General features: G+C 65.3%; 13 protein-coding genes. 5 read left to right on the forward strand and 8 right to left on the reverse strand.

All coding sequences use genetic code 11. The features are described 5' to 3' along the window. Window positions 1-18 precede the first annotated feature (18 nt). The 3 genes from ACW17Z_RS05360 to ACW17Z_RS05370 are packed head-to-tail and all read right to left on the reverse strand — an operon-like array spanning window position 19 to window position 2,239. Window positions 19-624, reverse strand: a complete 606-nt coding sequence (locus ACW17Z_RS05360) for an FMN-binding negative transcriptional regulator (RefSeq protein WP_492057892.1) — start codon at window positions 622-624, stop codon at window positions 19-21. Next, complete coding sequence (locus ACW17Z_RS05365) at window positions 624-1,349, reverse strand: peptidoglycan recognition protein family protein (RefSeq protein WP_492057893.1); 726 nt, start codon at window positions 1,347-1,349, stop codon at window positions 624-626. The genes ACW17Z_RS05360 and ACW17Z_RS05365 overlap by 1 nt, the downstream gene beginning before the upstream one ends. Beyond that, window positions 1,346-2,239, reverse strand: a complete 894-nt coding sequence (locus ACW17Z_RS05370) for a DMT family transporter (RefSeq protein WP_492057894.1) — start codon at window positions 2,237-2,239, stop codon at window positions 1,346-1,348. Before ACW17Z_RS05370 ends, ACW17Z_RS05365 begins: the two co-directional genes overlap by 4 nt. 162 nt (window positions 2,240-2,401) lie before the next feature. On the opposite strand from ACW17Z_RS05370, the gene ACW17Z_RS05375 reads away from it, so the two are divergent. Continuing rightward, window positions 2,402-3,871, forward strand: coding sequence for a flavin-containing monooxygenase (locus ACW17Z_RS05375; RefSeq protein ID WP_492057895.1), 1,470 nt, complete (start codon window positions 2,402-2,404; stop codon window positions 3,869-3,871). Between the two features lie 142 nt (window positions 3,872-4,013). Here the strand turns inward: ACW17Z_RS05375 and ACW17Z_RS05380 are convergent, their stop codons facing one another. Then, window positions 4,014-4,886 (reverse strand): DMT family transporter, encoded by an 873-nt coding sequence (locus ACW17Z_RS05380; RefSeq protein WP_492057896.1) that lies wholly within the window; start codon window positions 4,884-4,886, stop codon window positions 4,014-4,016. Between the two features lie 109 nt (window positions 4,887-4,995). Between ACW17Z_RS05380 and ACW17Z_RS05385 the strand changes: the two genes are divergently transcribed. Continuing rightward, window positions 4,996-5,922 (forward strand): oxygenase MpaB family protein, encoded by a 927-nt coding sequence (locus ACW17Z_RS05385; protein ID WP_492057897.1) that lies wholly within the window; start codon window positions 4,996-4,998, stop codon window positions 5,920-5,922. A gap of 3 nt (window positions 5,923-5,925) precedes the next feature. Here the strand turns inward: ACW17Z_RS05385 and ACW17Z_RS05390 are convergent, their stop codons facing one another. Continuing rightward, on the reverse strand, window positions 5,926-6,579 hold the full coding sequence (locus tag ACW17Z_RS05390) for a DUF3052 domain-containing protein (protein WP_492057898.1): 654 nt from the start codon (window positions 6,577-6,579) through the stop codon (window positions 5,926-5,928). A 4-nt stretch (window positions 6,580-6,583) separates the two neighbouring features. Continuing rightward, the gene (locus ACW17Z_RS05395; protein WP_492057900.1) at window positions 6,584-7,408 is read right to left on the reverse strand and encodes a crotonase/enoyl-CoA hydratase family protein; all 825 of its coding nucleotides are present in this window, start codon (window positions 7,406-7,408) and stop codon (window positions 6,584-6,586) included. A gap of 394 nt (window positions 7,409-7,802) precedes the next feature. On the opposite strand from ACW17Z_RS05395, the gene ACW17Z_RS05400 reads away from it, so the two are divergent. Both ACW17Z_RS05400 and ACW17Z_RS05405 read left to right on the forward strand, forming a co-directional pair. Further along, on the forward strand, window positions 7,803-8,165 hold the full coding sequence (locus tag ACW17Z_RS05400; RefSeq protein WP_492057902.1) for a response regulator: 363 nt from the start codon (window positions 7,803-7,805) through the stop codon (window positions 8,163-8,165). 57 nt (window positions 8,166-8,222) lie between these two features. Beyond that, entirely contained in the window at window positions 8,223-8,837 is a 615-nt protein-coding gene (locus ACW17Z_RS05405; RefSeq protein ID WP_492057904.1) for a pyridoxamine 5'-phosphate oxidase family protein, read from the forward strand. Window positions 8,838-8,929: 92 nt separating this feature from the next. Here the strand turns inward: ACW17Z_RS05405 and ACW17Z_RS05410 are convergent, their stop codons facing one another. Continuing rightward, window positions 8,930-10,870, reverse strand: a complete 1,941-nt coding sequence (locus ACW17Z_RS05410; protein WP_492058488.1) for an ATP-binding protein — start codon at window positions 10,868-10,870, stop codon at window positions 8,930-8,932. 113 nt (window positions 10,871-10,983) lie between these two features. Continuing rightward, window positions 10,984-12,528 carry a methyl-accepting chemotaxis protein gene (locus tag ACW17Z_RS05415; RefSeq protein WP_492058489.1) on the reverse strand — a complete coding sequence of 515 codons (1,545 nt, stop codon included), beginning with the start codon at window positions 12,526-12,528 and terminating at the stop codon, window positions 10,984-10,986. A 268-nt stretch (window positions 12,529-12,796) separates the two neighbouring features. On the opposite strand from ACW17Z_RS05415, the gene ACW17Z_RS05420 reads away from it, so the two are divergent. Then, window positions 12,797-13,420, forward strand: coding sequence for a helix-turn-helix transcriptional regulator (locus ACW17Z_RS05420; RefSeq protein ID WP_492057905.1), 624 nt, complete (start codon window positions 12,797-12,799; stop codon window positions 13,418-13,420). Window positions 13,421-13,597: the final 177 nt, after the last annotated feature.

The following is a 13,597-nucleotide window of genomic DNA, read 5'->3' on the forward strand; positions in this document are numbered from 1 at the left end:
GCAGCATGGCGCCGCGCCTCAGCGCTCGACCTCACGCATCAGCTTCGCCAGCGGGTGCTTGCCCAGCGCCTTGGCCGCGCCCAGACGATCCGCCGCGCTCTTGTTCTGCGACAGCTTGAAGGTCCCCTCCAGCCGGTCGACGAACAGCCGCCCGCCGATGATGCCGCGCAGCATCGTCTCGAACTTGCCGGGGGGCATCTTGTGGCGGGTCCACAGAGGCTTGGGCGCCAGCCGCGCTTCTTCCTGTTCCGACAGGCTGTCGAGCTGGGCGATCAGCTCGGCTTCGTTCAGCACCGCCACCGAGCCCTCGGCCTCGACGGACAGGTAGTTCCAGGTCGGCACCTGGTCGGCGCTCTCGTACCCGTCAGGGCTGATGTAGGCGTCGGGCCCCGTCGCCAGCATCACGGCGCGAAAACTCTGCACCAGATGCGGCGCCAGGATGTTGCCGCGCGACAGGTGGAAGTCGATGACCAGCTCGTCGTGCATCTCGCGCACCACGACCGGCGCCTGGGCGACCATCGGGCGACCGCCGACGCTGGCGGCCAGGGTCACGAACGGATGCTCACGCAGAAAGGCGAGCAGGGTGTCGCGATCTTCGACTCTGAACGGCTGGGCTGGATGCATCAGTCGCCCGCCCGCAGCAGGCCCACTAGCCGCGCGCGGGTCTCGCCGTCGGCGATGCCGTCGAAGCGGGTCTGCAGCCAGTGGCGCTGGAAGGCCGAGACGATGGTGGTGGTGTGGGCGTCGTACTTGCCGGTCGGCGCGCAGTCATAGCCCAGGCGGGTCAGGCCGGCCTGCAGGGCGAACACGCCCGTGCCCTCCTCGCCCTCGCCCAGCGGCGCGCCGGGCGACGGGGGCGGCTCGATCCACAGGCCGTGGCCGCTCTCGGCCAGGCGCTTCCAGGGGAACAGCTCGCCCGGATCGATCTTGCGGGCCGGGGCGATGTCGGAATGGCCCAGGATCCGGCTATCGGAGATCATCCAGCGCGAGCGCACATCGGCCAGCAGGTTGATCACCGAGGCGATCTGCGCGTCGGGAAAGTCGCGATAGCCGAACTCGTGACCCGGATTGACGATCTCGATGCCGATCGAGGCCGAGTTGATGTCTTTCACGCCCTTCCAGAAGGCGGACCCCGCGTGCCAGGCGCGGCGCTCTTCGGCCACCAGGCGGAAGATGCGGCCGTCTTCCTCGACCACATAGTGGGCCGAGACCTTGGCTTGCGGATCGCGCAGGCGCTCGATCGCGGCCTCGCCGGTCTCCATGCCGGTATAGTGCAGGATCACGCAGTCGGGCACGGCCTTGCGGGCGTCGAAATTGGGCGACGGCGCCTCGATCAGCGGCAGGGTCATTGGACGCGGTTCCGGATAGACATCAGCAGGGGCATCACCTGGTTCTTGCGCAGGGCGATGACCAGAACGCCTAGCAAAGCCAGGGCCGCGCCGACACCCATGCGCAGGTCGAAATGATCATGGGTGATCAGGACGCCCAGGGCGATGGTCATCAGCGGCGTCATCAGGGTCAAGGGCGCGATCAGATTGGCCTCGTACTTCTGGATCAGGCCGTAATAGGCCGTGTGCCCCACGACCGAGACTACCAGGGCCGAGAACACCACCGCCGCCACGAACGGCCAGCCGGCGTTGATCGCCGCGGGAACAGAGCCGGGCTCGGTCAGGGTGCTGATCAGGGCCAGGGGCAGGAATGAAGAAAAGCCGACCCAGGCCTGAAACTGCAAGGGCTTGACGCCTTCCATCTGCTTCATCATCACCGCGCCCAGCGAGCCGGTGAAGGCCGCGGCCGCGATCAGCCACAGGCCGGCCGACAGCTCCAGCCCATGCGGGCTCCACATCACCACCACCGCCCCGGCCAGGGTCAGGGCGATGCCCAGGCCGCGCTTCCAGCGGATCCGCTCGCCCAGGATGATCACCGACAGGATGGTCGTGAACGGCACGCCCAGCTGGATGATCACCGAGGCGGCCGACGGCGAGGCGGTCTTGAAGCCCATGAACAGCAGCGCGAAATTGCCCGCGCCCATCAGCAGGGCCACCAGGATCAGCCGCCACACCGGTCGCGGCGCCGGGAGCAGCCACGGCAGGGTGACCAGCGCCACCAGGGCGAAGCGCACCGAGGCATAGGCCAGCGGCGGCACGCCCCAGTGGGACACCACGATCTTGGAGATGATGTTGTTGCCGGCCCAGACCAGACAGATCAGGACCAGCACGCCGAAATCGCGCAGGGACATGCCCCGCAATACGCGCGGGAGCCGACCGTGCGCAATGAAAACCGACGCCGCTTCGACGCGTCGTGGTTGACGCTACGTCGAAACGGTCGTTTGTTGGTGAACACTGATCAGATATCAAGGCGTCCGGAACAGCCGGGCCATCCATCAGGGGCGGGATACGGCATGGCGACCGAGCACTTCGACGTTCTTATTGTGGGCGCGGGCCTGTCGGGCATCGGCGCGGGCTATCACCTGCAGGCCAATTGCCCGGGCAAGACCTATGCGATCCTCGAAGGCCGCGAGGCGATCGGCGGCACCTGGGACCTGTTCCGCTATCCCGGCATCCGCTCCGACAGCGACATGTACACTCTGGGCTACTCGTTCAAGCCGTGGCGGCAGGCCAAGGCCATCGCCGACGGCCCGTCGATCCTGAACTATGTGCGCGAGACCGCCACCGAATACGGCATCGACAAGAAGATCCGCTACGGCCACCACGTCAAACGCGCCAGCTGGTCTTCCGACACCGCCACCTGGACGGTCGAGGCCGAGCATGCCGGCAAGCGCGTCACCGTCAGCTGCAACTTCCTCTATATGTGCGCCGGCTATTACGACTATGCGGCCGGCTACACGCCCGACTTCGCCGGCGTCGAAAGCTTCGGCGGCAAGATCGTCCATCCGCAGTTCTGGCCCGCCGACCTCGACTATGCCGGCAAGAGCGTCGTGGTGATCGGCAGCGGCGCCACCGCCGTCACCCTGGTGCCGGAAATGGCCAAGACCGCCCGCCACGTGACCATGTTGCAGCGCTCGCCCACCTATGTGGTCTCGCGCCCGGCCGAGGACGGCATCGCCAACTGGCTGCGCGCCAAGCTGCCGGCCATGACCGCCTATGGCATCACGCGCTGGAAAAACGTGCTGATGCAGATGCTGTTCTTCAACATCGCCCGCAAAAAACCTGAAAAGACCAAGGCCCAGCTGATCGAGCTGGTGCGCGGCCACCTGGGCCCCGACTACGACGTCGAGACCCACTTCACCCCCAGCTACAATCCCTGGGACCAGCGCCTGTGCCTGGTGCCCGACGCCGACCTGTTCGACGCCCTCAAGGGCGGCAAGGCCTCGGTGGTCACCGACCATATCGACAGCTTCACGCCGACCGGCCTGAAACTGAAGTCCGGCAAGACCCTCGACGCCGACGTCGTGGTCACCGCCACCGGCCTGCAGATGCAGCTGCTCAGCGGCATGGAGCTGGTGATCGACGGCAAGGTGGCCGATCTGTCCAAGGCCATGAGCTACAAGGGCATGATGTTCAGCGACGTGCCCAACCTGGCCTCGGCGTTCGGCTACACCAACGCCTCGTGGACTCTGAAGGCCGACCTGACCAGCGAGTATGTCTGCAAGCTGCTCAACCACATGGACCGCAACAAGCTAGCCTTCTGCGTGCCGCGCCTGGACGAGGCCGGCATGGAGGCCGAGCCCTGGCTGGATTTCTCGTCGGGCTACGTCCAGCGGGCCATGGCCAAGTTCCCCAAGCAGGGCGTCAAGAAGCCGTGGAAGGCCTATCAGAACTACGCCCTCGACCTGATGGCCCTGAAGATGGGCAAGGTGGACGACGGAGCGATGAAGTTCGAGAAGAAGAAGGCGAAGGAAGCGGCTTAGCCGTCCAAAACCTGTCATCCCGGCCAAGCGCGAAGCGCGCCGAGCCGGGACCGCCGGAAGCTCTGAGTTTGTCGCGGTCCCGGGTCTTCCCCCGGCTTTCGCCGGGGGAAGACCCGGGATGACAAGGGGTTTTCGCGCGGATCTATTCCGCAGCCGCTTTCGCCGCCTTCCTCTCCCCCATCACCACTGCGAAACTGCCGGCGACGATCAGCAGGCCGCCGGCGCACAGGGCCACCGTCAGGTGGTCGCCAAACAGCATCACGCCGATGGCCGCGCCCATCAGCGGCTCGATATTGATGAACACCCCGGCGCTGGCGGCGCCGACCCGGGCCGAGCCGTACTGCCAGGCGGCCGTGGCCAGCAGGGTCGCCACGACGCCCTGACCGATGATGCTGCCCCAGGCGACGGGGCTAAGGTCCAGCCTGGGCGGGCCGTGCATCAGCAGGGCGATGGGCAGGATGGTCGCCGCCGCCACGATCATCGTCACCGCCGGAATGGCCATCGGCGCCTTCACCTTGGGCGCGCGGCGCATGACGATCAGCCAGGCCAGGAAGATGAACAGCGAGCCCACCGACAGGGCCACGCCCAGCGGCGAGCCCGCGCCGTCCGGCTTGCCGGCGATCAGGGCCGCGCCCAGGGTCGCGGCGATCACGCCCGCCCACGAGGCCCGGCTGACGGTCTCGCCGAAGAAGCGGGCGCTGATGGCGATCAGGGCCGGCATGGCGCCGACCAGCAGGGCCGCCAGGGTGACGCTCACGTGCGCCAGACCCTCAAACTGCACCATGAACGCCACGCCATAGAGCGCCCCGGCCAGCAGCACGACCGGCGAGCGGAACAGGGCCCGCGCCTCTGCGGTCATCAGGGCGAAGGGCGCCGCCACCACCGCCGCCGAGGCGAAGCGCAACAGCACCATGTGGGCGGCGTCGGTTTCGCGCAGCACCAGCTTGCCCAGCGGAAAGCCCAGACCCCAGGAGACCCCGGCCAGGACAAGGGCGAGAAAGGCAAAGCGGTTCATGGCGCTTCCTGCCGCATTCGCCGCAGCTTGGCGAGGGCAGACCCTGTCAATTCTGATAGCGTGCGAGCGCAGCGCCGATACCGACCTTTCCTCCAGCTGGAGAAACACCATGACCGCGCCGTCCTCCTATCTGGGCTGGAAGATCGACTACGCCACGCCACCGGGCGAGGCGGCCTATCTGGACCCCGGCTCGGTGCACTGGCGCGTCTACAAGAACCCCATCGCCCTGGTGATCGGCGGGGTGGCGGCGGTGCTGCTGGAGTTCGCCGACGCCCGCATCCGCTCCGGCGTCTGGGATCATTCGACCTACAAGGCCGATCCCATCGGCCGCTCCAAGCGCACCGGCATCGCGGCAATGGTCGGGGTCTATGGCCCGCAGAGCGCCGCGCGGCGGGTGATCCAGGGCGTGACCAACATGCACAGCCGCGTGAGTGGCCACACGCCCGGCGGCGAAGCCTACAAGGCCCTGGATGTCGAACTGCTGGACTGGGTCAGCGCCACGGCGGGCTATGGCTTTCTCAACGCCTATGACCGCTTCGTCTCGCCCCTGTCGGAGGCCGACAAGACCCGCTTCTACCAAGAGGCCCATCCCATCGCCCACCTGTACGGCGTGCGCTATTCGCCCAGCTCCACGGCCGACTTTCTGCTGATGCTGGACAGGCTGGTCGACCGCTTCGAGCCGCACCCGATCGTCGAGGAGTTCATCGGCATCATCCAGTCGGGCCAGGCCGCGCCCAACGCGCCCAAGGCCCTGCACCGGGCCCTGGCGCGGGCCTCGATCTCCCTGCTGCCGCCCGTCGTGCGCCAGAAGCTGGCCCTGGGCCGCGACTATGACCTGAGCCTGATCGACAGCCTGATGCTGAAGGCCGCAGGCAGGCTGGCCGACCGCATCCCGATTCCAGGCTCCCCGCCCTGCCGGGCCAGCCAGCGCCTGGGCCTGCCGGCGGACTTCCTCTATCGCCGCCCCGCCGAGCAGGCGCGGCTGCTGGCGACGCTGTCGCCCCGGCCGGAGGGCGGCCTGCCTCAGGCGTCCTGAGGCTCAGACCTCGTCGTCAAAGTCCGCCTCGTCATCCTCGACCGGTTTGGACGCCGCCAGCGGCCCCGCCTTGCGCTTGACGAACCGCAGGGCGCTGTGGGTCTTGGAGAAGCTGCAGACCTTGGTGTCGACCAGGCCCTGGCCACGCGCGGCGGCCAGGATCTCGGTGTCCTTCAGCGGCGCGCCCTTGCCCTTCTGGGCCACGATCCAGATCGCGCCCTTGGGACCCAGGCCGCCGATCAGGTCTTCCAGCTGATCGAAATCGGCCAGGTCCTCGACGCCCAGGAACAGCAGGTCGATGTTCTCCTCGGCCTCGACCGGCTCAACGCGGGTCGCCAGCTCTTCGAGGAACTCTTCATCCTCGAGCCCCAGCACCACGACCGTCTGGCCGGGCTTGACGCCCAGCTTGTCCAGCCGGCCCGGCGGATTGAGGATGGCGTACAGCCACTTGTCGGCCTCGCCCGGCTCCAGCTCGAACCGGGTGCCGTCGTTGAGCACCAGATCGTTGCCCTCGACCTTGATGTAGCGCAGGGCGTGGCCCTGAAAGATGCCGCGATGGGCCCCGCGGAAGATCAGCTTGGGAAACTCCCACAGGAGCTTGCCCTCGCAATCGCCGTCCGACAGGTGGCCCCAGACGCCCCGCGCTTCCTTGCCCATGACCTCAGGCGCCCTTGAAGACCGGAGCGCGCTTTTCGAGAATCGCGTCGACGCCTTCCATGTGGTCCTCGGTGTGGTGGGCGATGGCCTGGGCGGCCGCGCTCATCTCCATCAGGGTGTCATAGCTGGCGGTCGTGCCGTGCTTGAGCAGGCTCTTGGCCATGCGCAGGGCGTGCGGCGGCTGCTGAGCGATGCGGGTGGCCAGGGCCATGGCTTCGTCCATCAGGGTGTCGGCGGGGACGGCCTTGCTGATCAGGCCCCATTCGGCGGCCTTGGCGGCGTCGATGACGTCGCCGGTGAACAGCAGTTCGGCGGCGCGGCTCATGCCGATGGTGCGCGGCATCAGCCAGGCGCCGCCGTCGCCGGGGATCAGGCCCAGCTTCAGGAAGGTGACGCCGAACTTGGCGGTGTCGGCCCCGATGCGGATGTCGGTCATGCAGGCCACGTCGCAGCCCAGGCCGATGGCGGCGCCGTTGACGGCCGCGATCGAGGGAACTTCCAGGCCATAGATGGCGCGGACAATGCGGTGGATGTTCTTGCGATAACCGTCGCGCACCTTGACGCCATTGCCGCCGAACGCGCCCTCGCGGGCCTTCATCGCCTTGACGTCGCCGCCGGCCGAGAAGGCCCGGCCCGCGCCCGTCAGGATCACGCAGCGGATGTCCTGGTCGTCATTGATCGCCTCGCAGGCGGCCGCCACCTGGTCGCCGTCGCCCGGCGCGCCCAGGGCGTTCATGGCCTCGGGACGGTTGAGGGTCAGGATGGCGATGTGACCGCGCTTCTCGGTCAGGATGAGCGGAGAGGGAATCAGGGGGGTGTCTTGCGACATGGGCGGGCGCTCCTGCGGGCTTTTTTGCCTGCATAGCGCGGATTGGCCCGCCGCGTCGCCTCCAGAGGTTGTTCGAGGGGCGCCGAAATCACAATAGAGGCGCTGGCAAACCCCAATTTGGGGGAACCCAGATTTGCCGATCTCAGGCCGCGCGCACGCTCTACCAAATCAGGACCTCACGCAATGGTCGCGGGGCCAAGACCTTACGCAAATCGCGTCCAAAACCCAAAAATGCAGATTGTTTACATTTGAACCGTCGATCGCACTCTGGTTTTTCTGCGAATCCTGGGCGATTTGAGTATGTGAGCACCTGCAGCATCACGAAAACGAGACTAGCGCGAGCCTCTATGTCAGCGCTGAAATCATCAAGGGACGAAATATAAGGCATCGGCGAATGACCGTGCATATCAAAGCCCGACATGCCCTGATCATCGAGGACGAGATTTTGATCGCCTTCGAGGTGGAGGCCTTGCTGGCCGAACAAGGCTTCACCAGCTTCGACATCGCCGAAAGCCCGCAAGACGCCCTGGCGATGGCCATGGCCCGCACCCCCGACCTGATCACCGCCGACTACCGCATCATCGGCGGCACGGGCGTGGAAGCGGTGGAGGCCATTCACAAACAGCTGGGCGCGATCCCCGTGGTCTATGTCACCGGCAATTCGGAGCTGCTGCTGGGCCGCGCCCCCCCAGTGGTCGGCAAGCCGATATCACCCCGGCGGCTGGCCGAGGCCTGCGCCCGGGCCTTTTCATCCTGACGCCTTCCGCGCCTCCCCTTGTGTGACTAGGCTCGGCCTATCGAACGGGAGGGCCAGATGAGCGTGATCGACAGCCTGGAGGCGCTGGAAGCCCTCTATGATACCGCGCCCGTCGCGGCGTCGCTGGTCAAGGTGGCGCCCCAGATCACGCCCCACTATCAGGCGCTGATCGAGGCCTCACCGTTCGTCGCCCTGGCGACGATCGGCCCCGAGGGTCTGGACTGCAGCCCGCGCGGCGACAGGCCTGGCTTTGTGCGCGTGGCTGATCCCCGGACCCTGATCCTGCCCGACCGGCGCGGCAACAACCGCATCGACAGCCTGCGCAATGTAGTCCGTGACCCGAGGGTCGCACTGCTGTTCCTGATCCCCGGCTCGGGCACCACCTTCCGGGTCAATGGCCGGGCGGTGATCAGCGCCGATCCCGACCTGCTGGGCAGCTTCGCCATCGACGGCAAGGCGCCGCGCACGGTCATGGTGATCACCGTCGAGGAGGCCTATTTCCAGTGCGCCCGCGCGATCGTGCGGTCAGGGCTGTGGAAGGCCGAAAGCCAGGTCGACCCCGCCACGATCCCCTCCCCCGGCGCCATGCTGGCGGCGGTCACGGCCGGCGAGGTCGGCGGCGAGGCCTATGACCGCGAATGGCCCGAGCGGGCGGCCAGGACGATGTGGTGAGGGCGGCTGGAAGCGATCGCGGCTCCGGCTGAAGGGGGAACGATCTGAAGGGGCTCTAGCTATCCCTCAGGAGCTTCACGGGCTCGCCAGCTCTAGTCGACCAGCACTTGGTCAATCGCCTGAAACAGATCGGCGACATTGATCGGCTTGGTCACCACCGCGTCCATGCCCCCGGCAAGATAGGCGGCGACCTGGTGGGCCATGGCGTTGGCCGTTAGAGCGATGATCGGGGTAGTCCGGCGCGCACGCACGGCTTCCTCATCCCGGATCATCCTGGTCGCAGCCGGGCCGGACAGCTCCGGCATCTGAATATCCATCAGGATCAGATCGAAGGCCTCAGCACGCCAGGCCTCAACGGCCTTTTGGCCATTGTCGACGACGACCGGATCAAGGCCGACCTGATGGAGCAGGGCCTTGAGGACCAGCTGATTGGTCGGGTTGTCCTCAGCGACGAGAATCCGGATGGGCTTTGACGCCATGGCGCTGGGGCGCGCCGGCAACGTGGCCGCCTCGCCACGCTCGACCGAACCGTCGGCGACCCGGCTGAGGGGAAGTCGCACAGTGAAGGCCGAACCGGCGCCCGGTGTGCTCGTGGCGGAGATGTCTCCACCCATCATTCCGGCCAGTTGACGGCTGATCGCCAGCCCAAGACCGGTGCCGCCGAAACGACGGGTCATCGACGAGTCCGCCTGACTAAAGGGCGCAAAGAGATGGGCCATGGTCTCTTCGGACATGCCGATGCCGGTGTCGATCACCCGCAGTTCCAAGCAGGTCTCGCCACACGTCACCTCGACGCGAACCTCTCCGACGTCGGTGAACTTCAGCGCATTGGAGAGTAGATTGTAGAGGATCTGCCGCACGCGCGTCGGGTCTCCGACATAGACGCCCATCGCCGGCCCGATGTTCAGCGAAAAGGACAGCCCCTTCTTGTTCGCCAGCGATGTGAATGTGGCCTGGGCTCCGCGGACCAGATCGCCCAGATCGAAGGCGATCTCCTCAAGCTCCAATCGACCCGCTTCAATCTTTGACAGATCAAGCACGTCGTTGAGGATGGCAAGCAACGCCTCACCGGACTGGCGGATGACGTCGAGCCGCTCCTGCTGCTGAGCAGACAAGGGCTCGCGCGTCATGGCCTGGGCCATGCCCAGAACGCCATTGAGCGGGGTTCGGATTTCATGACTCATCGTCGCCAGAAATGCGCTCTTGGCGTCGTTGGCGGCCTCTGCGGCGGCGACCGCCTCGGCCATGGCCGTCGTGGCCGCGCGGCGCGCTGTGACGTCCTGAACTGCGCCGATTAGGCGTAGGGGCTGTCCGTTTGGATCCGCGATCAGTTCTGCGGTGAAGGCGGCCCAGACCTCGCGACCGTCGCTGCGCGCCACGGGACCTTCAAACCGGAAGGTCTCACCAGTGCGTCGGTGGCGACGCCAGGCCGCTTTCGCCAGGGGGCGATAGTCGGCTCGCACCCCGCACCAGACATTCTGAATGACGTCGTCGTAGGTCAGAGGTCGCTCGAAGAACACATCCTCCGACCCTGCCTTGAAGATCGTCTGGTTGGTGAAATCGATCTCGAAGACGTGCAAATCTGCGCTTTGAATGGCGATGTTGAGCCGCTCTTCAGAGCGGACGATGCGGTCCAGGGTCTGGCGGCGCGAGGTCACGTCGCGAATGATCGTCGTAAAGAGAAGCCCCTCGGCGGTCGCGACCTTCGACAGCGAGGCCTCGATCAGGAACTCCTCGCCGGTTTTGCGCCGCCCGACGATCTGACCTCGCTCACGCATGGGCATGCTCTGGCGCGGCTCAGCAGCGAAATTCTCCACGTAGCGTGCATGTGTGGCGCGAAAGCGGTCGGGCATCAGGCGCTCGACCGGCTGGCCGATCATCTCATCGCTGCGGTAGCCAAAGATCGCCTCGGCCCCGACACTGAACATCAAGATGCGGCTGTGATTGTCGGTGACGACGATCGCTTCGGAAGAGATTGCAAAGACGCCGCGCAGCACTTCGGCGGGGAGGGATTGTGGAACGCCATGCGACATCGACACTCAAAGCTCTTCCAAAAATAGCGCTCCGCCCCGCGCAAAAAAGGACCAAGGCGCGTAGCTTACCGCCTCCACTCTGCGCGGTTCGACGCGATAACCGCGCCCACGGCCTAGATCGCGCGCCGAATTTCGCCCGCTATTCGACGTGGGCCAGCGTCGGGCGCGACCTTGTCACCGCCATAGCTGACCGCATCGGCTGCGGCGCTCAGCTTGAAATGGGTGGTCAGTTCGTCGAGGGCTGCGATTTCGCGCAGCAGGCCCTGGGTGGCGACTAAAGACTGCTCGACCATCGCCGCGTTCTGCTGGACCCCCTGGTCCATGTGATTAATGGCCTGGTTGACCTGGGCCAGGCTGACAGACTGCTCGTAGGCCGACGCTGAAATCTCCGAGACAAGCGTATCGACCTGGCCCACGCGCTCCACGATGGAGCGAAGGATGCTCCCCGTCTCACCCACAAGACCAACGCCCTCCTTGACCTGCTCAGATGAGGTCGAGATCAGGGCCTTGATTTCCTTGGCGGCGGTCGCCGAGCGTTGGGCCAAGGCTCGCACTTCCTGCGCAACGACCGCAAACCCCCGCCCAGCATCGCCAGCGCGGGCGGCCTCGACCCCGGCGTTTAGCGCTAAGAGATTGGTTTGGAAGGCGATCTCATCAATGACGCCAATAATCTGCGCCACTTCCTTGGAGGAGGCCTCGATCGCGCCCACGGCCGTCACGGCGCGCGCCACCACCTCCCCGGAGCGCAACGCTTCGGCCTTGGTCACCGCGACCACCTCGCTGGCGGTCTTGGCGCCTGTCGCCGTCGCATGGACGGCCGAGGTGATCTGGTCCAAGGCTGCGGCGGTCTCTTCCAGGCTCGCGGACTGCTGCTCGGTGCGGCGCGCCAGGTCGCCAGAGTCTTTGGCGATGTTGTCGCTGGTCTCGGCTATGCCGCTGACGCTCCGCGTCAGTACGCCGATGACCTGGCGAAGACGTTCGACGGCGGCGTTGAAATCCGACCGCAACTGCCCGTACTCTGGCGGAACTTCACTTGTCATCTGGAAGGTCAGGTCGCCCGCCGCGAGCGCGGCCATACCTTCCCCGACCCGGGCGACGACCTGCGCCCGCTCAGCCTCCAAGACCCGCGCCTCGGCGCGCTTTCGGGCCTCTTCAGCGGCTTGTAGATAGGCCGATATCCCATAATCGATGTCGAGCAACGTCGCCTTGACTAAGGCGCCAATTTCCGCAGCGATCTGTTGTCCGTCCGCCCCCCGCCGAGCGCCAAATCCAGCCTGGGGCCACCGCTCTTGGATAATCCGTGTGATTAGGGCGTCAAGCAGCACCGCGTAGCCGCCGATATACCAACGCGGCTCAAGCCCGATCCGGGCGTGCACCTCTCCAACCTTAGAGACAGCGTCGACATAGCCCGCGTCGAATTGGGCGTTGGTGATCTTGTCCCAATGACCGATCTGCAGGCTCTTGGCCGCTTCGATGCGGTCATCATCGGCGAAGAAGGATCGAGGGTGCGCAAAGGCGCGCACCTGCCGGTAGAAGCGATCCATCGCCGTGGGTAGATTGGCCAGAATAACAGGCTTGAGCCTCCGGAGATTTTGCTGCGCCTCTTGATCGAGCCCAATGAAACTTAGCCGCTCTGCGATCATATTCGATCCGGACATCAAAAACTCCAATCGATCGCCCGTAGTCGCGATCCGGCAGCCAAGCGGCGTCGAACAAAAGAAGCCAAGTCTAGAGCGATATTTTACGGTGAATTTTCTGATAAAATCCAATGCATAATTGGCCTATCCAAGTGGCTAGCCATTTAGATGGTAATATTAATGGCTTACCTAGGGTAAATATCCTGACTCATTGATAGTAGAATATGAAACAACATTGTTAGGTGCGACGAAAGCCACTAAATGAGCGAAAAGGGGGGCGCTCAAATTTATGCATGTTAAGATTGTTAGCAATCAGGTTTTATGCCTCCAAGCGCTGGAGGCCCAGATCAGCGAGGGACTAAAGGCGAGTCTGGTGGAAACCGTCTCAGACGTCAGCGCTCTTCTCCAGGCGCCCTCTTCAGACCCCGATTTGCTCTTACTTGACCTGCCCGCTTCGGCAGAACCGGCAGCATGGATCGCCTCGACAGCCGTCCTGAAAGCCAAGTATCGCATTCTGGTTGTTCCAGAAAAGAACACGATCCTTGCTCGCCTGGCCTATCGCGCCGGCTTCGCGGGACTGATCCCCAAGACCTCGTCGCCGGGTCTGGTTTTGGCGGCGTTGAAGGTGGTGCTGGAAGGCGGCGAGTACTTCCCGTGCTTTGGAGATGTTGACGATGACGACCTCGGGTCCAGGGGGGCAGCAGCCCGGACCACCCTTACACCCCGCCAGATCGAAGTCCTTCAAGCGCTAGGTCAGGGGCTGACCAATAAAGAGATCTCCCGCAAGCTTGGGATGTCACTGGCGAGCGTCAAGCTCGATGTTCGCGCCATTCTGAGCGCCGCAGGAGCCAAGAACCGGACTGAAGCGATGCGGAAACTGCGCGGCTCAGAAGCAGGTTTGCTGCAAGCCTGAGCGGTGTTTGGAGCCGCTGCCTCGCGTGAAAGGACCAGCAAGAGGGCAGCCTCCTGCGCTCTAGTAGGGCGGCGCCCTAAGCCAACGCCACTTGTGTCCGCATCGGGTCGGGAGCGGAAATCAGGTCACGACCCGAAACAGGACCTTCGACCCATGGCCCGCAAGCGGACGCTGCCA

The sequence above is a fragment of the Caulobacter sp. GSs2 genome, assembly GCF_058680895.1.

What these genes read in the sequence shown, in the direction of transcription:
- ACW17Z_RS05360 (WP_492057892.1), bottom strand. Translation starts at nt 624, where the DNA reads ATGCATCCAGCCCAGCCGTTCAGAGTCGAAGATCGCGACACCCTGCTC.
- ACW17Z_RS05365 (WP_492057893.1), bottom strand. Translation starts at nt 1,349, where the DNA reads ATGACCCTGCCGCTGATCGAGGCGCCGTCGCCCAATTTCGACGCCCGC.
- ACW17Z_RS05370 (WP_492057894.1), bottom strand. Translation starts at nt 2,239, where the DNA reads ATGTCCCTGCGCGATTTCGGCGTGCTGGTCCTGATCTGTCTGGTCTGG.
- ACW17Z_RS05375 (WP_492057895.1), top strand. Translation starts at nt 2,402, where the DNA reads ATGGCGACCGAGCACTTCGACGTTCTTATTGTGGGCGCGGGCCTGTCG.
- ACW17Z_RS05380 (WP_492057896.1), bottom strand. Translation starts at nt 4,886, where the DNA reads ATGAACCGCTTTGCCTTTCTCGCCCTTGTCCTGGCCGGGGTCTCCTGG.
- ACW17Z_RS05385 (WP_492057897.1), top strand. Translation starts at nt 4,996, where the DNA reads ATGACCGCGCCGTCCTCCTATCTGGGCTGGAAGATCGACTACGCCACG.
- ACW17Z_RS05390 (WP_492057898.1), bottom strand. Translation starts at nt 6,579, where the DNA reads ATGGGCAAGGAAGCGCGGGGCGTCTGGGGCCACCTGTCGGACGGCGAT.
- ACW17Z_RS05395 (WP_492057900.1), bottom strand. Translation starts at nt 7,408, where the DNA reads ATGTCGCAAGACACCCCCCTGATTCCCTCTCCGCTCATCCTGACCGAG.
- ACW17Z_RS05400 (WP_492057902.1), top strand. Translation starts at nt 7,803, where the DNA reads ATGACCGTGCATATCAAAGCCCGACATGCCCTGATCATCGAGGACGAG.
- ACW17Z_RS05405 (WP_492057904.1), top strand. Translation starts at nt 8,223, where the DNA reads ATGAGCGTGATCGACAGCCTGGAGGCGCTGGAAGCCCTCTATGATACC.
- ACW17Z_RS05410 (WP_492058488.1), bottom strand. Translation starts at nt 10,870, where the DNA reads ATGTCGCATGGCGTTCCACAATCCCTCCCCGCCGAAGTGCTGCGCGGC.
- ACW17Z_RS05415 (WP_492058489.1), bottom strand. Translation starts at nt 12,528, where the DNA reads ATGTCCGGATCGAATATGATCGCAGAGCGGCTAAGTTTCATTGGGCTC.
- ACW17Z_RS05420 (WP_492057905.1), top strand. Translation starts at nt 12,797, where the DNA reads ATGCATGTTAAGATTGTTAGCAATCAGGTTTTATGCCTCCAAGCGCTG.